Source organism: Arthrobacter sp. NPDC058192, from assembly GCF_042883665.1.
In the GTDB taxonomy this organism is placed as follows: Bacteria; Actinomycetota; Actinomycetes; order Actinomycetales; family Micrococcaceae; genus Arthrobacter.
This window is the reverse complement of record NZ_JBHVVJ010000013.1, coordinates 137,884-160,218: the sequence shown is the minus strand read 5'-3', so window position 1 is coordinate 160,218 and position 22,335 is coordinate 137,884. Positions and strand designations below refer to the sequence as shown.

The window sequence follows — 22,335 nt, the reverse complement described above, 5'->3', positions numbered from 1 at the left end:
TCAATTTTTGTTTTTGTTTTTTTTTTTTTTTTTTTTTCTCCCTTTCCAACACTTCCACCGTTAAAACCGTAAATTTTCTCCCGCGGGGCGCCCCACATTGGGGGGCCCCCCGGCGCCACAAACGTACGTCCGGTCAGGCCGGAACGATGTTGACCAGTTTAGGTGCCCGCACGATCACCGTGCGGAGGGCCCGCCCGTCGAGGGCCCGCTGAACGTTTTCCGAGGCCAGCGCCAGTTCGCGCAGTTCATCCTCGGAGACGTCCGGGGAAACCTCCAGGCGGTCCCGCACCTTGCCTTGCACCTGGACCACGGCAATAACCGTGTCCTCCACCAGCAGCGCATCGTCGTGCGTGGGCCAACCGGCGTTCGCGACCGATGCGGGGTGTCCCAGAACGTTCCACAGGTCCTCGGCGGTGTAGGGCGCAAACAGGCTCAGGATGACGGCGACGGCTTCCACGGCTTCGCGCACCGCTGGGTCGGCTCCGCCGGCACCGGCGGCTGCGTCAATGGTTTTGCGGGTCGCGTTGACCAGCTCCATCAGTTTGGCCACCACCACGTTGAACTTGTTGTGGTCGAGCAGTGACTGCGCGTCGGCAATGGTGCGGTGGGTCACCGTGCGCAGGGCACGGTCACCGGTCGAGAAGTCGACGCCGGGTTCGCTCGTCACGTCCTGGCCAAGCCGCCACGCGCGGGCGAGGAACTTCGCAGAGCCCGACGGCGAGACGTCCGCCCAGTCGACGTCGTCCTCCGGCGGCGAAGCGAAGATCATCGTCAGGCGTACGGCGTCCACGCCGAACTTGTCCAACTGCTCGCCAAGGTCCACGCCGTTCCCAAGAGACTTGCTCATGGCCTTGCCGCCGTTGAGCACCTGCCCCTGGTTCAGCAGCGCCCGGAACGGCTCATCAGCGTCGATCATCCCGAGGTCGTGGATGACCTTGGTGAAGAACCGTGCGTAGAGCAGGTGCAGGATTGCGTGCTCGACGCCTCCGACGTACTGGCCTACCGGCATCCAGTCGTTGATCTTGGCCGGATCAAACGGGCCTTCGGTGAACTGCGGGGAGACAAAGCGCAGGAAATACCAGGACGAGTCCACGAAGGTGTCCATGGTGTCCGTGTCGCGCTTAGCCGGGCCGTGGCACTTCGGGCACTCGACGTTGACCCAGTCAGCGGCGGCGGCAAGCGGAGACGTGCCCTTCGGGGACAGGTCCTCGCCGCGCAGGTCCGCCGGCAGGGTCACGGGCAGTTGCTCGTCCGGGACGGGCACTTCACCGCAGGCGGGGCAGTGGATGATGGGGATCGGTGTGCCCCAGAACCGTTGCCGGCTCAGCAGCCAGTCACGCAGGCGGAAGTTCACGAACTTCTCGCCGGTGCCCTGCTGCTCCAGGATTGCGATGGCGGCCGGGATGGCCTCGGCTTTCGGCAGCCCGTCCAGTGTTCCGGAGTTGATCAGGGTGCCCTCACCGGCCGTCGCCCTGCCTGAGAGTGCGGGGTCTTCCTCGCCGGTGTCGAGCACGGCCCGGACCGGCAGGTCAAAGGTCCTTGCGAAGTCGAGGTCGCGCTGGTCATGGGCCGGAACGGCCATAATGGCGCCCGTGCCGTAGTCGGCCAGGACGTAGTCCGCAGCCCAGACGGGCAGCTTCTCGCCATTGAGCGGATTGACCGCGTAGCGGCCGGTGAAGACGCCGGTCTTTTCGCGTTCGGTGGACTGGCGCTCGATCTCGGACAGGGCCTTGACCTGTTCACGGTAGGCGTCCAGGGCGCCCGCGTGCTCTTCGGTGACGAGTTCGACGGCGAGCGGGGCATCCGCCGCGACAACGAAGAACGTGGCGCCGTAAAGGGTGTCCGGGCGGGTGGTGAAGACGGTGACGTCCTTGGCGGGCTTGCCGCCGTCGGCCTCAATCACGAAGTTGACGTGCGCACCCTCGGAGCGGCCGATCCAGTTCTTCTGCATTGCCAGGACGCGTTCGGGCCAGTGGCCGCGCAGTTCATCCATGTCATCGAGCAGCCGGTCCGCGTAGTCGGTGATCTTGAAGTACCACTGGTTTAGCGACTTCTTGGTGACGGGCGTGCCGCAACGCTCGCAGGCGCCGTTGACGACCTGCTCGTTGGCCAGCACCGTCTGGTCCTTGGGGCACCAGTTGACCGGCGAATCCTTGCGGTAAGCCAGTCCACGCTCGTAGAAACGCTTGAACAGCCACTGGGTCCAGCGGTAGTACTCCGGATCCGAGGTGTGCAGCCGGCGGGACCAGTCGGCTGAGATCGCGTAGCGCTTGAACGACGCCGCCTGGGTGTCGATGTTGGCGTAGGTCCATTCGCTGGGGTGTACGTTGCGCTTGATCGCGGCGTTTTCCGCCGGCAGGCCGAAGGAGTCCCAGCCGATCGGGTGCAGCACGTCGTACCCCTGCTGGCGCAGGTATCGGGCCACGACGTCGCCCATCGCGAACGCCTCCGCGTGGCCCATGTGAAGATCACCGGACGGGTACGGGAACATGTCCAGCACGTAGCGGCGTTCCTTGGTGCCGTCGTCGAGCGGTGTGAAGACCTTCAGGTCTTCCCAGACCTGCGGCCACTTGGCTTCCATCGCCGCGAAGCTGTAGGCACCTTCCTCGGGCGCCTCCGCCGCGGCTCCTGGTGATCCGGTCTGTGTTTCCGGCTGAACGCTCACTGCTGGCCTCTTCTGTTCTATACGGCCTGTTATCCCAAGCCTGTCTACCATCAGGCCCGCCTGCCGCCAGGCCTGTTTACCTTCAAGTCTGCACTGTCCGGGCCGGCTGCCCGGCACTGATTGGTTGCCGCTGCCGCCACACAGCCCCAGACACACAAAAGCCCCTCGACATGGAGGGGCCGCCGCTCGGCAATCCGAAGTCTTCGGGATCAAGGTCTTCGGGGTCAAGGCGTCGGGATGCCGGGCGGCTAGCTAAGCAGGAGCACAGCGCGCATAGCACCACTTTAGCCCCTCGGGCCCGATTGCGCTGAACCCCAGCCCGGACGGGCCCCGAACGTGCCGGACACATAGGGCCGGCCCGCGGCCCAGGCTCCCGTACTCGAAATCGTTACAAATGCCGCCGCCGCCCGTCCGCGGTATCCACCTGTCCATAGCGGAAGGCACCGCGCGGGTGTTTGCGGCCGGATTCAGGTAGCCCTCCCGGCGAAAGCACGCAGGTCACACTTCACTACCCGCGCAGGTCCGGGGGCGGCCTGGACAGTTCCGCGAAGCCCCAAGTGACACGGCGCATTATGAGCCCCCTAGCTGGGAATTTACCGGGAGCGGACTAGCAATTCGCACAAAATTTTGTCCTTGCCAAACGGTTCAGGGCCGGAGCACTATTCGAAGAAGACCAGCAAGTGGGGTCTCTTGGGGGGATTCGCAATTGGTCTCGGGTTGAGGAGCCTGTCATGAATCACTTGCGCCATTCTTCCTTGCAACTACCAAGAACCACCGCTGCCCGCCGGTACGACGTCGGCGCCCTGGAAAAGGGCTAGTCATGTTCGGCTGGATTACCCGGTTCAGTATGCAGTTCCGCATTCTGGTTCTCGCCGTGGCCGCCGGACTTCTTGCCTTCGGACTGGTGAACGTCCCGCGGATCGCCGTCGACAGCATGCCCGAGTTCGCGCCCGCGCACGTTGAGATCCAGACCGAGGCCCTGGGCCTCTCAGCAGCCGAAGTCGAGCAGCTCATCACATCTCCGATGGAAGCCGACCTCCTCAACGGGGTGGCCTGGCTCGATGAAATCCGATCCAAGTCTGTTCCCGGCCTGTCCTCCATTGAGCTCGTGTTCGAGCCGGGAACGGATCTACTGCGCGCGCGCCAGCTTGTGGCCGAACGCATGACCCAGGCGCACGCTTTGCCGAACGTCTCGGCGCCGCCGCTGATCATGCAGCCGCTGTCCTCAACCAGCCGCGTGCTCATGGTCCGGATGAGCTCCCAGCAGCTCTCCGGCATCGAAATGTCGGTGCTGGCGCGGTGGAAGATCAAACCGCGGCTGATCGGCATTCCCGGTGTGGCTAATGTTTCCATCTGGGGCCAGCGCGAGCAGCAGCTCCAGGTCGAGGTCACCCCGACGCAGCTGCGGGACAAGGGCATCACCCTCGAACAGGTCATTAAGACCACTGGCAACGCCGTCTGGGTGTCCCCCTTGAGCTTCCTTGAGGCGTCAACCCCCGGTACCGGCGGATTCGTCGAGTCGCCGAGCCAGCGTCTGGGTATCCAACACGTCCTTCCAATCCGGACCCCCGCGGATCTATCCAAGGTCAGCGTCGAAGAGGCCGCATCTCCCATGCTCCTGGGCGACGTCGCCCAGGTGAAGGAGGACCACCAGCCACTGATCGGCGACGCCGTCGTCGGACAGGATGCAGGCCTTCTCCTCGTCGTGGAGAAGTTCCCCGGAACCAGTGCCCTGCAGGTCACCAAGGACATCGAGGCCGCCCTGAACGACATGCAGCCGGGGCTTTCCGGTATTCAGATGGACACGTCCGTCTTCCGGCCCGCGTCGTTCCTGCAAGATGCCGTCGACGGCCTGGGGGTGGCCCTGTTGGTGAGCCTCCTGATCACAGTCCTGCTCTTCTGGGTGCTTTTCCGCTCCTGGCGGGTGGCCGTGATCGCCCTCGCGGCCATCACCACCACGGTCATGTCGGCGGGTGTGGTCCTCTATCTGCTCGACTCCACGCTGAATATCTCGATCCTGGCCGGCATTGTGCTGGCTGTTTCCGTGATCGTGGGTGACATCGTGGAGGACGTCCAGGCGCAGCGGCGCCGGCCCCTGCGGACCTCGGAGACGGAGACTGATGTCACCATCAGGTTCCGCATGGTCCGGCTCGTCCGCAGCGTCCGCACGCCGCTGTTCCATGGCACCCTCATCATGGTCCTGGCGCTCGTTCCGACGCTGTTCGTCACGGGAGTCGGCGGTGCGTTCTTCCAGCCACTGTTCTGGTCCATGGCGCTCACCCTCGCCGTGGCACTGCTGGTGGGCTTGTCCGTGACGCCGGTCCTGGCGTATCTCCTGCTTCCCCGTGAGACGTCGCGGCGGGCAGAGTCGCCCGCTGTTGTCCGGGCAAGGCAGTTCTATGACCGGGCGCTCGAGGGTTCACGCTCCCGCACGGCGCTGGGAGTCGTAGCCGTCGCCGTCGTGGGCCTGCTGGGCCTCGCGGCCGCATCCCAGCTGGTTGGCAACCGGCCGGTCGTTCCGACAGTCCCGGACCGTACACTCCTGGTGCAGTGGGACTCCATGGCGGGCACGTCCACCGACGAGGTCCGCCGGGTCGCCGCGAAGGCGTCCGATGAGCTCCGGGCCCTGCCGGGCGTGTCCGGCGTCGGCGGCCACATCGGCCGGGCCATCTCCTCCGACCAGGTTGTCGGGAACAGCTCCGCGGAACTCTGGGTGTCCATCACACCTGATGCGAACTTCAGCGAGACTGAAAAGGCAGTCCGCGACGTCGTCCAAGGCTACCCGGGCATTGCTCACAACGTGGTGAACTACTCCCAGCAGAAGATCGGCCAACAGCGCGACAGCATGGACCCGGGCTTCGCAGTCCGTGTCTACGGCACTGACATGCCGGTCCTGCGCGAGAAGGCCGAAGAGGTCCGCAAGGCCATCGAAAAGGTCGACGGCGTGCAGAACCCCACCATCAACGCCAGCGCCATGACGCCGATCGTCGAAGTCGAGGTCAACCTCGAAGCGGCGCAAAAGGTCGGTATCAAACCCGGCGACGCACGCCGTGCCGCCGCGGCCCTGATGCAGGGCATTGTGGTCGGCAACCTCTTCGAACAGCAAAAGGTCTTTGAAGTGGTGGTCCGCGGCGCCGTGGACGTCAGGGATGACCTGACCAGCATCCGCGAGCTTCTGCTCGACACGCCAAACGGCGGCCAGGTCCAGCTGGGCCAGATCGCCGATGTCCGGCTCGTTCCCAATGAAGTCATCATCATGCACGACGACACTTCGCGCAGGATCGACGTCGTGGCCGATGTCAGCGGACGGCCGCTGGCGGATATCCAGCGCGACATCACCGCGGCGGTGAAGCAGATCCAGTTCCCGCTGGAGTACCACGCCGAAATCCCTACCAAGTACAGCGAACAGCTGGCCGGGGACAACCTCGTTCTGTGGATCGGCGCAGCGGCCCTCATCGCGATCCTGCTACTTTTCCAGACCGCCGTACGAAGCTGGAAGCTGGCGCTCGCCGTCTTCCTGTCCCTGCCGGCGGCACTGGCCGGCTCAGCGATAGCGGCGTGGCTCGCAGGAGGCGCCGTAACGGTGCTGGCGCTTACGGCTTTTGTTGTGGTGCTGGCCATCGCCAGCCGCAATGCGGCGCTGCTTTCGGCCCGCGCGGACGAGCTGTGGAGGACGGCCCCGCAGGAGCCCCCTGGAAAGGTCATCATGATGGCGGCCCGGGACCGGATATCGCCCATCCTGAAGTCCACCCTGATCACTGTGGCGATCCTGATCCCGCCGGGACTGTTCGGCGGCGCAGTCGGCGAGGCCCTCTTGGGGCCAATGGCCCTGATCATCATCGGTGGACTCATCACCACAACCCTTATCGGGATCTTCGTGCTCCCCCTGCTCGCGCTTTGGTTCGGACCCCGGTCCGCTCCCGAAGAGTGGGCTGATGTCTACGAAGCCGAAGCCCCCGTCCAGTCCGTTATGCAGGAAAAGGTGGAAACAAAATGACCAGCCAACAGCCCCCGCGGCGCCTGCCTCTGGCGGCCGCTGCCTGCGCAGCAATCCTGTTCGCACTGCCCGCGTGTGCCCAGACGACGGCGGCGACTCCCGCCGCGGTCTCGGCTAACGAACCCGCCAAGGTGGAGAAGAACGCCGCAACAGGCATTGCGAAACTGACCCTGACCGAAAAGGGACTGGAACGCCTGGACCTGAAGACCGATACCGTCAAGGCGGCCACAGGGACGTCCGTCACTCTGCCGTACGCGGCGCTGCTCTATGACTCCAGCGGAAAGACCTGGGTTTACACCAACCCGGCCCCGCAGGTCTACCAGCGCCAGCCGGTCACAGTATCCAAGGTGGAGTCCGGGGTGGTCACCGCCTCGGCCGGCCCAGCGGCGGGCACCGTCGTCGTCACCGTCGGCGCGGCTGAACTGTTCGGCGCTGAATTCGATACGGCCCATTGATATGCGCCGGATTGTCGCTGCAAGCCTGAGGTTCCGGTCGATCATCATTGCGATGGCGGCCGCCCTCATGATCGTGGGCGGCGCGCAACTGAGCAGTGCTTCGGTGGATGTTTTCCCGGAGTTCGCACCGCCCCGTGTCGAGGTCCAGACGGCGTGCCTGGGCCTCACAGCCTCGGAAGTTGAGGAACTCGTCACGGTTCCGATGGAGGAGGCCTTCAACGGCATTGACGGCCTGGACCAGATGCGGTCGAAGTCCGTGTCCCAGCTGTCCGCCATTGTCATGGAATTCAAGCCGGGAACCGACCTGCTCACCGCCCGGCAGCTGGTCTCGGAGCGCATGGCGACGGTTATCCCGACCCTGCCCACGTGGGCGGCCCCGCCGGTGATGCTCCAGCCGTTGTCCTCCACGAGCCGTGTCATGAAGATCGGGCTCTCCTCCGATACCCGGTCCCTGATTGAGATGTCCATGATCTCCTACTGGAACATCAGGGCACATCTGCTGCGGGTGCCGGGCGTGGCAAATGTGGCGATCTGGGGCGAGCGCCTTCAGATGCTCCAGGTCCAGGTGGACCCGGCCAAACTGGCGGCCAACGACGTCACGCTGGATAACGTCATGAACACCACGTCCGATGCTTTGGACGCGGGCCTGCTCAAGTACTCCCCCGGCGCCCTGATCGGGACCGGCGGAGCGCTCGAAACGCCAAACCAAAGCCTGGGCATCAGGCACGTCCAGCCCATCACCTCGCCGGCGGAGCTCGCCCAAGTGGCATTGGAGGAGCGGGAGGGAAAACCGCCACTGCGGCTTGCCGACGTGGCCAACGTAGTGGAAGACCACCAGCAGCTCATCGGCGATGCGGTGATCAACGGCGGCCCCGGCCTCATGCTGATCGTCGAAAAGCTGCCGTGGGGCAACACGCTCGAAGTGACGCGCGGGGTTGAGGAGGCCCTCAACGAACTGCAGTCGGGCCTGACCGGCATCGAAGTGGACACGACGTTGTTCCGTCCGGCCTCGTTCATCGAGGAATCCCTCGGCAACCTGAGCGTCGCGCTCCTGCTGGGCTGCTTCCTGGTGGTCCTGGTGCTGAGCGTGTTCCTGTTCCAGTGGCGGACTGCGCTGGTCAGCGTGATGGCCATCCCGCTGTCCCTCACTGCCGCGGCCCTGGTGCTGTACTGGACCGGAGGAACGATTAACACGATGGTGCTTGCCGGGCTGGTGATCGCCGTCGGGGTGGTAGTCGACGATGCCATCATCGACGTCGAAAACATCGTCCGGCGATTGCGGCACCACCGCGCCAGCGGGGGAACCGAAAGCACCGCCAGGGTGGTCGTCAATGCCTCCCTGGAGGTTCGGGGCCCGATTGTCTACGCCACGTTGATCATCGTTGCAGCCACTGTGCCGATCTTCTTCCTGGACGGACTGACGGGCGCCTTCTTCCGTCCACTGGCCATCTCCTACACCCTTGCCGTGATGGCCTCCATGCTGGTGGCCCTCACCGTCACACCCGCCATGGCGTACATCTTCCTGCGCAATGCCAAGCTGGAAGACCGGGATCCGCCCGTGGTCCGGGTGCTGAAACGCTGGTACGGCGCCGCTCTGCGGCCTATTGTGAGGCGGCCGCTCCCCGGCTACCTAGCAGTGGCGGCGTTAGGCGTCGTGGGAATCCTGGCGGCCCCGCTCCTGGGCCAGTCGCTACTGCCCTCGTTCAAGGAACGCGACTTCCTCATGCACTGGGTCACGCAACCAGGCACCTCCAACGCCGAGGAAGTGCGCGTAAGCCAGCTGGCCTGCAAGGAACTGATGACCGTCCCCGGCGTCAACAACTGCGGGTCCCATATCGGCCAGGCCTTTGCCGCCGACGAGGTGGTGGGCGTTAACTTCGGTGAGAACTGGATCAGCGTCGACCCTTCGGTCGACTACGACAAGACCCTGGCCTCCATCCAGCAGATCGTCGACGGCTACCCGGGCATCCACCGGGATGTCCAGACGTACCTCAAGGAACGTGTCCGCGAGGTGCTGACCGGCACGGGCTACTCGATCGTCGTCCGCGTCTATGGAGATGACCTGGACACCCTGAAGAAGCAGGCGGATAAGGTCAAGGCCGTTCTGGGCGGCATCGAAGGGGCAATCGGCGCCAAGGTTGCCCTCCAGGTCAACGTGCCTCAGGTGGACGTCGAGGTGGATCTGGACGCGGCCAACCGTTACGGACTGAAGCCTGGCGACGTCCGGCGTGCCGCGGCAACCCTGGTGTCCGGTGAGGAGGTCGGGGACGTCTACCGGGACGGCAAGGCCTACGACGTCCAGGTCTGGAGCGCACCGGAGCTCAGGACCAGCGTCACCAGCATCCAGAACCTCCCCCTGGACACCCCCAGCGGACAGAGGATCCGGGTGGCCGACGTCGCCAAGATCTCAGTGAAGCCAACGCCGAATGTCATTGAGCGGTCAGAAGGGTCCAGGCGTCTCGACGTCAGCGCCAACGTCAAGGAAGGCGATCTCGCCAAAGTCGTTGAAAAGCTCGAGGCCGACCTCCAATCGGTGGAGTTCCCCACCGGCTACAGCGCCGACATCCTGGGCGAATACGCCGAGCGGCAGGCTGCCTCGCAGCGGCTGCTCCTCTTCGCGATCGGCGCCGTCATTGTGGTGTTCCTCCTGCTGCAGGCGGCATTCCGCAGCTGGCGGCTGGCCATCCTGGCCATGCTGACGTTGCCGGTTGCCCTCGTGGGCGGGGTGATCGCCGCGCACATGAGCGGCGGAATCCTGTCCCTCGGCTCACTGGTCGGATTCCTGACAGTGATGGGCATCGCCGCCCGCAACGGCATCCTGCTCATCAACCACTGCCAGCATCTGGAGCAGTTCGAGGGCATGCCGTTCGGCCGGGACCTGGTCCTGCGGGGCGCAGCCGAGCGCTTGTCACCGATCCTGATGACGACGCTTGCCACCGCGCTCGCCCTGGTCCCGCTGGTCGTGATGGGCGCCCGGCCCGGCCATGAGATCGAGCACCCGATGGCTGTGGTGATCCTCGGCGGGCTGGTGACCTCGACACAGGTCAACCTGTTCATCGTTCCGTCGCTCTACTTGCGGTTCGCCAAGAAGGGTCCGGACCGTGAGCGCGGGCCCCGCCAGCCCGAAACCGCAACCGCCGTGTAAGGGCAAGAACCGTACGGGGGCAAGAAAAAGCTCCGGCCAGCATGGCTGGCCGGAGCTCTTCCTCGCCTGTCCAGACGCCCAGAAAGGCTACCTGACGTCGTCGTCCACCCACCCCATGGACTTGGTAACGGCCTTCTTCCAGAGGCGGAGCTGGCGATCCCGCTCGCCGGCTTCCATGGCGGGCTCCCACCGCTTGTCCTCCGCCCAGTACTGGCCGACCTCCTCGGTGTCCTTCCAGAAACCCACTGCCAGGCCGGCCGCGTAGGCAGCACCCAGCGCGGTGGTTTCAACGATCTTCGGGCGGATGACCGGGATGCCCAGGATGTCCGCCTGGAACTGCATCAGCGCGTCGTTGGCGACCATCCCGCCGTCGACCCTCAGGTCCTCCATATCCACCCCTGAATCGGCGTTGGCGGCGTCCAGGACCTCGCGGGTCTGGAATGCCGTAGCTTCCAGGGCGGCCCGGGCAATGTGCCCCTTGTTGACGTAGCGAGTCAGTCCCACGATGACGCCGCGGGCATCGCCCTGCCAGTAGGGGGCGAACAGGCCGGAGAAGGCAGGGACGATATAGACGCCGCCATTGTCTTCGACCGTCTTCGCCAGCGTCTCCACCTCGGGGGCGCTGCTGATCATGCCGAGGTTGTCCCGAAGCCACTGGACCAGGGAGCCGGTGACCGCGATGGAGCCTTCCAGGGCGTAGATCGGTTTAGCGTCGCCGATCTTGTAGCAGACGGTGGTCAGCAGACCGTTCTTGGAGTGCACGATCTCCTCACCGGTGTTGACGATCATGAAGTTGCCCGTGCCGTAGGTGTTCTTGGCCCCGCCCTTCGCGAAGGCGGCCTGGCCGAACGTCGCCGCCTGCTGGTCGCCCAGGATGCCGGCGACCGGAACTTCACGCAGCAGCTGGGACGTGTGCACGGTGCCGTAGACCTCGGAGGAGGACTTGATGGCCGGCATCATGGAGGCCGGGACCCCGAAGGCATCCAGGATTTCCTGGTCCCAGGACAGCGTTTCGAGGTCCATGAACATGGTCCTCGAGGCGTTTGTGACATCCGTGACGTGGACGCCGCCGTCGGTCCCGCCGGTCAGGTTCCAGAGCACCCAGCAGTCGGTGTTGCCGAACACCAGGTCCCCGGCCTCGGCTTTGGCGCGGGCGCCCTCGACATTGTCCAGGATCCACTTGATCTTGGTGCCGGAGAAGTAGGTGGCCAGCGGCAGGCCGACTTTCTGCTTAAACCGCTCCGGCCCCCCGTCCTTGGCAAGCTCGTCCACGATCGGCTGGGTGCGGGTGTCCTGCCACACAATCGCGTTGTAGACGGGTTTGCCGGTGGTCTTGTCCCACACGACTGCGGTTTCGCGCTGATTGGTAATGCCGACGGCCGCGATGTCGTGGCGGGTCAGGTTCGCCTTGGACAGGGCGGAGGCGATGACCTCGCGGGTGTTGTTCCAGATTTCGGCGGGGTCGTGCTCCACCCAGCCGGCTTGCGGGAAGATCTGCTCGTGCTCCATCTGGCCCGAGGAGACGATGCTGCTGCTGTGGTCGAACACGATGGCGCGCGTGCTGGTGGTGCCCTGGTCAATTGCTATTACGTACTGGTTCATGTTGACGTCCTTGTCTGTTTGGCGTGGCAGGTGAATTGGCGGTTACTGAGGGATTACAGGGACGATGATCGGGACGACGGCTGCCACAAGGCCGCCGAGTGCGCCGCCGATGAGGGGGCCCACCACCGGGATCCAGGAGTAGCTCCAGTCGCTGGAGCCCTTGCCCTTGATGGGAAGCAAGGCGTGCGCGATGCGGGGGCCGAGGTCACGGGCGGGGTTGATGGCGTATCCGGTGGGGCCGCCGAGCGAAACACCGATGCCGACCACCAGCAGCGCCACGGACAGCGGGCCGAGTCCGGAAGGCGTCCCGCCGAAGGTCAGGATGACAAACACGAGGACGAAGGTGCCGACGATTTCGGTGATCAGGTTCCACTGGTTGGAGCGGATCGCCGGGCCGGTGGAGAACACGGCCAGCTTGCTGGCGGGCTCGGGCTCGAGATCAAAGTGCTGCTTGTGGGCGAGCCACATGACGACGGCACCCAGGAAGGCACCGGTCAGTTCACCGCCGAAGTAGGTCAGGGTCGAGGCGACGTCGACCGGAACGCCGGGAGCGTACAACCTCTTCCCATTGACCAGCAGGCCAAAGGTCACGGCCGGGTTCAGGTGCGAACCTGAGATGGCAGCAACATAGACACCGGCGAAGACGGCGATGCCCCATCCCCAAGTCACCATCAAGAACCCGCCGTTATTGCCCTTAGTGCCTTTAAGCGCAACGTTGGCCACCACACCGCAACCCAGCAGGGTCAGCATTGCGGTGCCGAATACTTCGGACAAGAAAACTATTCCAAGAGACATCTTTGACTCCTCCATTTTCTGTTGTCGGCCTCCGCGAGTTTTGGGGCCGTGGGGCCTGCGGCATCTTCATGCTGCCGGCCAGCCACTGCGCCGGCCGCCGGGGCGGACCGCGCAGTGCTTGCACCCGGACTTCCCTTCCCGGGCACGCAAGTTTGTATCAGGCGACCAGACTGTGGACCCGGACACCGTGGAACCGCTTTAGCACCTCCTGCGCGTGGCTGATTTCCGTGGCGCGGCGCGCCGCGTCCCAGCCGAGAGGGCCGGAAAGGATGTCGGCGACTTCGTTGAGCAGTTCCCCGGTCACGAGGCCCCGGAACGCCAGGGACGTGCGCCGGATGAGCACGTCCACGAGGTGCCCGATCTGCTCATGCCCCGCCATGTACTCCAATTCCCGGGTGCTCAGCTCGCGCGTGGAGTGCAGGAGCCGGTCCGGGTTGGCGGTCCCCGCGCCGTCCAGGAAGCGGATGACCTCCTCGGCACGGGTTCCGTAACGGGTCAGCAGCCCGGTGGCCCGGGCGGCGTCGCGGCCGGCCGACATGTGGGCCTTGATCCAGCGCTGGACCCCGTCCTCGCTGTCCGGGAAACCGGCGCCGCCGCCGATGGCCAGCTTCGAGGTCGAGACCTTACGTTCTCTGCCGAGCTCGGCCAGAACGTCGTTGCTCAGGTGCTCGGCAAGGGCACGGAACGTGGTCCATTTGCCGCCCACGAGGCTCAGCACTGCCCCGCCCGTTGCAGGGCGGCGTTCGATCCGGTAGTCCCGGCTGACAAAGCCCGGCTGGGTGGCGTCATGCTTCGGCAGCGGCCGCACACCGGAGAACGTATAGACGATCTGTTCCCGGCCCACCTCGATGTCCGGGAACACATGGCCGATCAGGTCAAAGAAGTAGTCGATTTCCGCCTCGGTGCAGACGGCGTCCTCAGCCATGTCGGCGTCGACGTCGGTGGTGCCGACCAGGACGCGGTCCCCCATCGGATAAATCAGCACAATCCTGCCGTCAGTATGTTCGAAGAAGATCTCCCGGCCGCCGCACGCAGCCAACAGCTCCGGGTGGTCCAGCACAATGTGCGAACCCTTCGTTCCGCCCATGAACGACGACGCCGCCCCCATGGCCCCGTTGGTCAGGTCGACCCAGGCGCCGGTGGTGTTCACGATGACGTCGGCGGTGAAGTCGAACATCTCGCCGGTCAGCTCGTCGCGCAGCTGGACAGTGGTTCCGGTAGATGTACCGGGGGTATCTGCCGAAACGAGGGAAACGTAGTTGCTGGCCCGTGCCCGGTGGCTGACCGCCCCGCCGGCTCCGGCCTTTTCACCGTCCTGGAGCACATCGAGGGTGAGGCGCTCGGGGTTGTGGACGGAGGCGTCGAAATAGGTGGCCGCATACTTGATCCCCGGGTGCAGGCGGGGCAGCTCGGCCAGCGCCCGCTTGCGGCCGCGGAACTGGTGGCGCGGGACTGTGCCGCCGTCGCGGGAGAAGAAGTCGTACATGCTCAGGCCAAGCTTGATCAGGAACGCCCCGCGCTCCGTGGGCTTGCCCTGTTTGTGGGTCAGGAAACGCACGGGGGCGGCCAAGACCCCGGAGAACGTGCTGAAGATCGGGATGGTGGTCTGCAGCGGCTTGACGTAGTGCGGTGCGATCCGCAGGAGCCTGTTGCGTTCGACAACGGACTCCCGGACGAGGCGGAACTCGCCGTTTTCGAGGTACCGGATGCCGCCGTGGATCATGTGGGAGGAAGCCCCGCTGGCGCCCTGGCAGTAGTCGCCGCGCTCCACGAGCGCGACGTCGACGCCCTGAAGGGCGAGGTCCCGGAACGTGCCCACCCCGTTGATGCCGCCCCCGATGATCAGAACCTGGGCGTGCCGGCGTGTGCGCAGCTTCTGCACCGAAGCGCGCTCGTTGGCCGGTTTACGGGCTGAGTCCTTCTGTCCCAAAATTGCTCCCTTGGGTGTGTTGTCGTGCGGAACGCCCCGGGGCGCGGCACCGTTTCAACTCTATTGTTTGGAATAATGGAAAATGGAGTCAAGCACTATGCACAAACGTGCAGACGGGAAATTTATTGATGCCTTCTCGCCAGTCCGACGCCCTCCGCGCGGCCCAGTTGTATTACCTTCAAGACCTGACCATGGACGCCATCGCGCGCGAGCTCCGCACGTCCCGGTCCACGGTTTCGCGGCTGCTCTCGGCGGCGCGTGATTCCGGCCTGGTGCAGATCCAAATCCGCAGCCCGTTGGATACCGGGCCCGAACTTGAAAGCATGATCCGGGCCGAGTACAAGGTGGATGTGCACGTGGTGCCCGTGGTGGACACGCTCAATGAGGCGGAAACACTGGACCGTGTGGCCATGCAGGCCGCCCGGACGATCGGGCCGCTGGTGGACTCCAATGCCATCATCGGTGTCGCCTGGGGCTCGACCTTGAGCGCCGTGAGCCGGCACCTGACCCGCAAGATCACCCATGACAGCGTGATCGTCCAGCTCAACGGTGCCGGGAACATGCAGACCACCGGCATCACGTACGCCTCGGACATCATGCGCCGGTTCGGTAGCGCCTACGGGGCGCGGGTTGAACAGTTCCCGGTGCCGGCGTTCTTCGACCACGCGCCGACCAAAACGGCCATGTGGAATGAGCGCAGTGTTCAGCGCATTCTCGACCTGCAGTCCCGGATGAGCATCGCCATCTTCGGGGTCGGATCGGTCGACGCCGACTACCCCAGCCACGTCTATGCCGGCGGCTACCTTGATGAGGACGACCTGAGCGTCCTCGCGAGTTCCGATGTGGTGGGTGACGTCGCGACGGTGTTCTTCCGCGCCGACGGGTCCTCGGACGGCATAACGCTCAATGAGCGGTCCACCGGCCCGGACCTCGCCCAGCTCCGACTGGTGCGGCGCCGCATCTGCGTGGTGTCCGGCGCCTCCAAGATCAACGGGCTCCGCGGGGCGCTCGCGGCGGGGCTGGCCACTGACCTGATCCTCGACGAAGCCAGCGCCCGGAGGCTTGTCCGGTACGACGGGCTGGCCTGAGCCGCGGCGGCGCAGGAGGACCCGCGGCGCCGGAACCCCTGTCCGGCGCCCGGGAGCGCCAGTGGGTAAAGTCAGTGTCATGAGAATCTCCCCCCGGCTGACCCTGAATAACGGTGTGAAGATCAACCGGCTGGGATTCGGACTGTATAAAGTGCCTCCTGCGGACGCCGCGAATCTGGTGACAATGGCCGTCGAGGCCGGCTATCGCCATTTCGACACCGCCGCCATGTACGAGAATGAAACCGGCGTCGGCAAGGGCATCGGCGCCCTTGCCGGATTCGAGGGCACCGGCGGAGAACCTGGGGAAACTGCGCCCTACGTGCCGCGCGAGGATCTTTTCGTCACCACCAAGGTCTGGAATGACGACCACGGCTACGACGCCACGATGCGGGCGTTCGACACGTCGATGTCGAACCTCGGCCTGGAATACATCGACCTTTACCTGATCCACTGGCCGTGCGCCCGGCGTGGCCTCTTCCGGGAAACATACCGCGCCCTGGAGACCCTCTACCGCGAGGGCAAGGTGCGTGCCATCGGCGTCTCCAACTTCCAGCCGGAGCACCTGGACCGGCTCCTGGATACCGCGGAGGTCGTGCCCGCCGTCAACCAGATCGAACTGCATCCCTGGCTGCAGCAGGAACAGCTGCGGGAAAAGCACGAGGTGCTGGGCATCCGCACGGAGGCGTGGAGCCCGCTGGGCCGCGGCCAGGTCCTGAAGGACCCGGTGATCCTGGCCCTCGCTGCCGAACACGACCGGACGCCGGCGCAGGTGATCCTCCGCTGGCACCTGCAATTGGGGAACATCGTCATCCCCAAGGCCAGTTCTTCCGGGCGGATCAATGAAAACCGCGACGTCTTTGATTTTGAGCTTTCCCCGCCGGACATGACGGAGATCGCCGCCCTTGAGCGCGGCTTCCGCACCGGCTCACACCCCGACAACGTTAACTAGGATTCGAACGCATGGAACAAGTGGATACCGGCGCCTCACGCGCGCCCCTGCTCAGCACCGGGCTCGCCGCCCGCACACGGGCCGCCTCCGTGACGGTCGGCGGCACGGCAATTTCCTACTGGGTCTACGAACCCGTCCGGGTCACGCCCGGGACCCGCACCATCCTGGTGGTGCACGGCTTCCGCGGCGACCACCACGGACTGCTCCGCGTTGCCGACCAGCTGACGGACATGCGCCTGATCATGCCGGACCTCCCGGGCTTCGGCGCGTCGGCCGCCCTCGAGGGCACTGAGCACACTGTGGACGCCTACGGCGGATTCGTCGGCGGGTTCATGGCCGCGCTGGGCCTGGGCACGGACACGGTCCTGCTGGGGCATTCATTCGGTTCGATCGTGGCGAGCCACTTCGTGGCGGCCAACCCCGGTGCCGTCGCCGAACTGATCCTGGTCAATCCCATCGCGGCGCCCGCCCTTGAGGGACCCAAGGGCTTGATGACCAAACTTGCGGTGTTCTACTACGAGGCCGCGGCGCGGCTGCCCCAGCGGCTCGGACTGGCCCTGCTGCGCAGCCAGGCGATCGTGCGGGTGATGAGCGAGGCCATGGCCAAGACCAGGGACAAGGAGATCCGCCGGTTCGTGCACGCGCAGCACAGCGCCTACTTCTCCGCCTTCGCGGACCGGGACAGCCTGCTCCAGGCCTTCAAGGCCTCGGTCGGCAGCAACGTCTCCGAGGTGGCCGGCCAGCTGACGCTGCCCGTGCTGCTGATTGCGGGTGAAAAGGACGAGATCGCCTTGCTGGCGGACCAGCACAAACTCGCGGCGCTCCTGCCGGACGGGACACTGGAGGTCATTCCCGGCGTCGGGCACCTGATCCACTACGAGACCCCCGAACCCGCCGCCCGCTACATCCGACGATTCCTGAAGGACCACGCCGCGTGAAGATCCTCATTGATGCCCGCTTCACCCGGCTGGACCACCACGACGGCATCAGCCGTTACGGCGCCAGCCTGATCGCGGCGGCCGCCAAGATCGCCGACGTCTCGATGCTGGTCAGCGATCCCCGGCAGCTCGCGCTGCTGCCGGACGTTCCCTACACGGTGATCAACAGCCCGCTGTCCCCGGCGGAACTCTTCGTCGCCGCAAAGGTCAACCGGCTCGGTGCGGACGTGGTGGTCTGCCCCATGCAGACGATGGGCAGCTGGGGCCGCAAGTATGCCCTGGTACTGACCCTGCACGACCTCATCTACTACGAACACCCCGCGCCTCCAGGCTTCCTCCCGGCCCCGGTCCGGGTTCTGTGGCGCCTCTACCACAAGGCTTTCTGGCCGCAGCGGCTCCTCCTGAACCGGGCAGACATCGTCGCCACCATCAGCTCCACCACCGAGGCCTTGATGGCGAAGTACCGGCTCACCCGGCGTCCCGTTCGGATCGTGGGCAACGCCCCGCAGCGTGGCCACACCCCGCGGAACCCCGAGGCGGGCGCGGACAAGACGCTGCTCTACATGGGCTCCTTCATGCCCTACAAGAACGTGGAAACCATGATCCGCGGCATGGCGGAGCTGCCGGACATGACATTGCACCTGCTGAGCCGCATCACTGCGGAGCGCCGGGCCGAACTCGAGGCACTGGCTCCGGCGGGGGCCAACATTGTCTTCCACAGCGGCGTGACCGACGCCGAATACGAGGCCCTCCTGGCCCGCACCACCGCCCTGATCAGCCTGTCCCGCGCCGAGGGCTACGGGTTGCCCCTCGTCGAGGCCATGTCCCACGGCACACCGGTGATCGCCAGCGACATCCCCATTTTCCGGGAGGTCGGCGACGACGCCGTCAGCTACGTGCACCCGGACTCGCCGGCGGAGTTTGCCGAGGCGGTGCGCAAGCTCGAGGACCCGGCGGTGTGGCAAGACCGTGCACGCCGTTCACTGGAGCGGGCCTCGGACTTCAGCTGGGACGAGTCGGCACGCCGGCTGGTGGCGGTCGCCGAAGAGGCCGTGGCGATCCGCAGTCGGCGTAAGGGCAACTGGCACAAAGGCTAAGTCACCGCCCCGGCCGCGCTACAGGACGTCCACACCGTCAAGACGCAGTTGTACCGGGTAGTCGCTGCGTTTGGCTGCGGCCGCCGCTTTGACGGCCCGCAGCGCTGCAGTGACGCCGGCGGCCTGCGCGTAGGGGACGAACAGCAACGTCCTGACCTCATCGCCATACTCCCTGGGCCCTGGGGTCCGTGCATTGCGGCCGGTTCCGGCCGCCGCCAGCACCAACGGCGCGGGCCCGGCCACCCGCAGGACGGTTCCCTGCGCCGCCAGGCGCTGTTGCACGGCTTCGGTGAAGTGCCCGACGGCGGTCCGGCCGCCGGTGATGGAAGCGACCCGCACGGCGGGCGGCAGCTGCAGCTCCTGGCGCAGGGCCAGTTCACGGCCGGCGTAGCCGGCAGGATCCCAGCGCAGCAGGGCACCGACTCCAGCCGCGTCGTCGGCGGTAATAACCACGAGGCCGCCCTCCGGTGCCGGCCGCACCAGGGCCGCGGCGTTGAACCACCGCCGGACGGCGTCCTCCCCCGCACGCAGGTTTTCCCGGCGCAGCAGCGAGTCGCCATCGAGCAGCAGGGCCGCGGCGTAGCCGCCCGGAGCGACGGGCTCGGCCCCGACCGTGGCAACAACCAACGCCTTCGCATCCGGAACAGTGGCCTTGACCTGGTCCCCGGACGAGGTGATCACGGGCTTGCCCGGGAAGGCCCGGCCCAGCTCCTCCGCCGTGCGGAGGGCTCCGGTGGCGCCACGCCGGAGCCGGACCCCGTTGCACGTGCCGCAGCGCCATGCCGGGGCCTGGGCCGAACACCAACGGCACTGCGGGACGGGGGTGCCGGCCGAGGGACCGGCGATGGCCAGCGGCCCACTGCAGACCGGGCAGCGCGCCGGCTCCCGGCAGCTCTCGCACACCAGCGAGGGGGCGTAGCCGGCCCGCGCCACCTGGACCAGGACCGGTCCCCGTTCCAGGCCTTCCTTGGCGGCCCGCCAGGCCGCGCCCGGGAGGCGGGCAATGCGGGCCAGCGGGTCACGCTCCAGTTCAAAACTGTCCGCCGTGTTCAGCACCCGCGCCACCGTCCGGCGGACGACGCTCCGTTCCGCCTCCACCGGCCGCGCCCAACCCGACCCGACCAGGCGTTCAGCTTCGGTGCTGCGGGAATGCGCCGCGAGCAGGCACCCGGCACCTTCCAGCCCTGCACGGAGCAGAAGCACTTCGCGCGAGTGCGCATACGGGGAGCGTTGCTCGATGTGGAGGTCGTCGCCGTCGTCCCAGCAGACCACGAGACCGAGGTTCCGCACGGGTGCGTAGGCTGCCGACCGGGTGCCCACCGCGACCCCGGCGGCGCCGCTGAGCAGGCGGAGGAAACTGCGGTACCGGGGTGTCGGCCCGTCGTCCGCGGTGAGCCGGGCGACGTCGTCGGGCGGCAGGAGTTCCAGGAGGGCGGACTCCACGCGGTCGAGGTCCCGGTAGTCGGGCACCACCACAACGGCGCCCCGGCCGGAGAGCCGCACCGCCGCCACGGCTTCGGCGACCATCCGCGGCCAGCCGCCGGGACCGTAGCCCTGCAGGGCCGTCAGGACGGCGCGCGGGCACTCCCCCGCCCCGAGGTGCGACAGGAACGCGGGACCGTTGCGGTAGGCGGCCCAGGCGCTGGCCGTCCCGGGCCGCGGAAGGGCCCAGGCAGAATCGGACCCAAACAGCCCCGGGTCGAGCAGGCCATCCGGAGCGAATTCCTTTTCCAGCCTCGCCATGCGCGGCGGCACTGCGACCCGCAGGACGTCACTGACGGTCCCGGCGTACCGGGCGGCTACCCGGCCGGCGAGGTCGGCAACCGCGGGGGTCAGGACCGGGACGGACGAGACCACTTTGTGCAGAGGCACGAGAGGGTGGCCGGCGTCGGACACGTCGGTGCGCTCCAGAAGGTATCCCGGCAGCTCCTGGCCGTTGAACTTGACCTTGAGCCGGACGCCGGGCCGGGCCGCGGCGTCGAGGGTTGCGGGCACACTGTAATCGAAGGGCCGGTCGAGGTGCGGCAGGGACGATTCGATCAGGACGCGGGCCACGGGCAGGTGCGCGGCCAGGGCGGGTCCGGATGCCTGCGCAGTTTTGGATGCTTGCGCGGCGGAGGCCGGAAAGCCCTGGAGCAGGGAGAGCTGCTGCGGCTCACCGGAGTTGCGCCCGGCCGAATGGGGACTCACTGCTGGCACCTCCCCTCCGGATCTTTCGTCTAACTACGCTGTAAACGCCCTGCGTCTGGATGCCCGACAGCTAAAGCTGTTCAGCCAAAAAGCCTGTAGCCAGGCCACCGTGAAGGCGGCCTGGCTACAGCAGATCACAGGGCACTGACAAAACAGGCTTCCGCCAGGGCGGACGCGGCTTTAGGCGTTGAAGAACGCCTTCAACTCGTCCACCCGGTCCAGGCGTTCCCACGTGAAATCCGGTTCTTCGCGGCCGAAGTGGCCGTGGGCTGCGGTCTTCGCGTAGATCGGGCGCTTGAGGTCGAGCGCGTCGATGATGGCCCGCGGGCGGAGGTCGAAAATCTCGGCGATCGCCGCGCTGATCCGCGCCGGGTCCACGGTTTCGGTTCCAAACGTCTCCACGTAGGTGCCCACCGGGCGGGCCTGTCCGATCGCGTAGGCGATCTGGATTTCGGCGCGCTTGGCCAGGCCTGCCGCCACCACGTTCTTGGCGACCCAGCGCATGGCGTAGGCGGCCGAGCGGTCCACCTTCGACGGGTCCTTGCCCGAGAACGCGCCGCCGCCGTGGCGGGCCATGCCGCCGTACGTGTCGACGATGATCTTGCGGCCGGTGAGGCCGGCATCGCCCACGGGTCCGCCAATGACGAACGCGCCCGCGGGGTTGAGGATGTTGCGGGTCCGGGAGATGTCCAGGTTGGACAGCGCCATCACCGGCTCCACCACGTGCGTGGCGAGATCGGCGCGGAGTTGCTCCAGGCTGGCGCCTTCGGCGTGCTGGCTCGAGATGACGACCGTCTCGACCGAGACCGGCCGGTCGCCGTCGTAGCCCACCGTGACCTGGGTTTTGCCGTCCGGGCGCAGGTACGCGAGTTCGCCGTTCTTCCGGACCTCGGTCAGGCGCTCGGAGAGCCGGTGCGCGAGCCAGATCGGCACGGGCATGTAGGACGGGGTCTCGTCGCTGGCGTAGCCGAACATGAGTCCCTGGTCGCCGGCACCCTGGAGGTCGTAGTCGTCTTCCTGGCGGCCTTCGCGGGCCTCGAGGGAGTTGAACACGCCACCGGCGATATCGTTGGACTGCTGGCCGATGGACACCGAGACGCCGCACCGCGCCCCGTCAAAGCCGTTGGCGGAAGAGTCGTACCCGATGCCCAGGATGGTCTCGCGGACGATCTGCGGGATTTCGACGTAGGCGTCGGTGGTGACCTCGCCGGCCACGTGCACCAGCCCGGTGGTGGCCAGCGTCTCCACAGCCACCCGGGATTCCGGGTCTTTGTCCAGCAGGGCGTCGAGGATCGCATCGCTGATCTGGTCGCAGATCTTGTCAGGGTGCCCTTCGGTCACCGACTCGGACGTGAAGAGCCGGAGCGCGGCGGGCGTGGACCCATGGAAGTCAGGGATGTGCAGCGGTAAAGTCACTCAACTACCTTACTGGTTGGAAAACGGACGTCCGGCGGCGTGTGTCCCCATGCTAAGGAGACCTTGGT

At 66.3% G+C, this 22,335-nt stretch carries 13 protein-coding genes; 7 read left to right on the top strand and 6 right to left on the bottom strand.

Annotated features, from left to right (window positions below):
- Positions 1 to 133: 133 nt before the first annotated feature.
- The gene (gene leuS, locus ACFVVK_RS14375; RefSeq protein WP_390268059.1) at positions 134 to 2,665 is read right to left on the bottom strand and encodes a leucine--tRNA ligase; all 2,532 of its coding nucleotides are present in this window, start codon (positions 2,663 to 2,665) and stop codon (positions 134 to 136) included.
- A gap of 847 nt (positions 2,666 to 3,512) precedes the next feature.
- On the opposite strand from leuS, the gene ACFVVK_RS14370 reads away from it, so the two are divergent.
- From ACFVVK_RS14370 to ACFVVK_RS14360, 3 genes are read left to right on the top strand one after another with little or no spacing between them, the layout of a single operon-like run.
- Positions 3,513 to 6,662, top strand: a complete 3,150-nt coding sequence (locus ACFVVK_RS14370; protein WP_390268055.1) for an efflux RND transporter permease subunit — start codon at positions 3,513 to 3,515, stop codon at positions 6,660 to 6,662.
- The gene (locus ACFVVK_RS14365) at positions 6,659 to 7,117 is read left to right on the top strand and encodes a hypothetical protein (protein ID WP_390268052.1); all 459 of its coding nucleotides are present in this window, start codon (positions 6,659 to 6,661) and stop codon (positions 7,115 to 7,117) included. The genes ACFVVK_RS14370 and ACFVVK_RS14365 overlap by 4 nt, the downstream gene beginning before the upstream one ends.
- 1 nt (position 7,118) lies before the next feature.
- Positions 7,119 to 10,262 (top strand): efflux RND transporter permease subunit, encoded by a 3,144-nt coding sequence (locus tag ACFVVK_RS14360; protein ID WP_390268049.1) that lies wholly within the window; start codon positions 7,119 to 7,121, stop codon positions 10,260 to 10,262.
- A gap of 87 nt (positions 10,263 to 10,349) precedes the next feature.
- On the opposite strand, the gene glpK is transcribed toward ACFVVK_RS14360, so the two are convergent.
- The 3 genes from glpK to ACFVVK_RS14345 all read right to left on the bottom strand — a co-directional run bounded on the left by glpK (position 10,350) and on the right by ACFVVK_RS14345 (position 14,589).
- Positions 10,350 to 11,864 carry a glycerol kinase GlpK gene (glpK, locus tag ACFVVK_RS14355; RefSeq protein WP_390268046.1) on the bottom strand — a complete coding sequence of 505 codons (1,515 nt, stop codon included), beginning with the start codon at positions 11,862 to 11,864 and terminating at the stop codon, positions 10,350 to 10,352.
- Between the two features lie 42 nt (positions 11,865 to 11,906).
- Positions 11,907 to 12,659 (bottom strand): MIP/aquaporin family protein, encoded by a 753-nt coding sequence (locus ACFVVK_RS14350; protein WP_390268043.1) that lies wholly within the window; start codon positions 12,657 to 12,659, stop codon positions 11,907 to 11,909.
- A 157-nt stretch (positions 12,660 to 12,816) separates the two neighbouring features.
- Complete coding sequence (locus ACFVVK_RS14345; RefSeq protein ID WP_390268040.1) at positions 12,817 to 14,589, bottom strand: glycerol-3-phosphate dehydrogenase/oxidase; 1,773 nt, start codon at positions 14,587 to 14,589, stop codon at positions 12,817 to 12,819.
- 128 nt (positions 14,590 to 14,717) lie between these two features.
- On the opposite strand from ACFVVK_RS14345, the gene ACFVVK_RS14340 reads away from it, so the two are divergent.
- The 4 genes from ACFVVK_RS14340 to ACFVVK_RS14325 all read left to right on the top strand — a co-directional run bounded on the left by ACFVVK_RS14340 (position 14,718) and on the right by ACFVVK_RS14325 (position 18,661).
- Positions 14,718 to 15,677: a sugar-binding transcriptional regulator gene (locus tag ACFVVK_RS14340; RefSeq protein ID WP_390268037.1), complete on the top strand. Its 960-nt coding sequence runs from the start codon at positions 14,718 to 14,720 to the stop codon at positions 15,675 to 15,677.
- A 79-nt stretch (positions 15,678 to 15,756) separates the two neighbouring features.
- The gene (locus tag ACFVVK_RS14335) at positions 15,757 to 16,626 is read left to right on the top strand and encodes an aldo/keto reductase (protein ID WP_390268034.1); all 870 of its coding nucleotides are present in this window, start codon (positions 15,757 to 15,759) and stop codon (positions 16,624 to 16,626) included.
- A gap of 11 nt (positions 16,627 to 16,637) precedes the next feature.
- The gene (locus ACFVVK_RS14330; protein WP_390268031.1) at positions 16,638 to 17,564 is read left to right on the top strand and encodes an alpha/beta fold hydrolase; all 927 of its coding nucleotides are present in this window, start codon (positions 16,638 to 16,640) and stop codon (positions 17,562 to 17,564) included.
- Positions 17,561 to 18,661: a glycosyltransferase family 4 protein gene (locus ACFVVK_RS14325; protein ID WP_390268028.1), complete on the top strand. Its 1,101-nt coding sequence runs from the start codon at positions 17,561 to 17,563 to the stop codon at positions 18,659 to 18,661. Before ACFVVK_RS14330 ends, ACFVVK_RS14325 begins: the two co-directional genes overlap by 4 nt.
- A gap of 18 nt (positions 18,662 to 18,679) precedes the next feature.
- Here the strand turns inward: ACFVVK_RS14325 and ACFVVK_RS14320 are convergent, their stop codons facing one another.
- Together ACFVVK_RS14320 and metK are read right to left on the bottom strand one after the other, a co-directional pair.
- A complete protein-coding gene (locus ACFVVK_RS14320; protein ID WP_390268026.1) occupies positions 18,680 to 20,851 on the bottom strand; it encodes a primosomal protein N' in 2,172 nt (723 codons plus the stop codon).
- Positions 20,852 to 21,031: 180 nt separating this feature from the next.
- Positions 21,032 to 22,267 (bottom strand): methionine adenosyltransferase, encoded by a 1,236-nt coding sequence (gene metK / locus ACFVVK_RS14315; RefSeq protein ID WP_390268024.1) that lies wholly within the window; start codon positions 22,265 to 22,267, stop codon positions 21,032 to 21,034.
- Positions 22,268 to 22,335 lie beyond the last annotated feature (68 nt).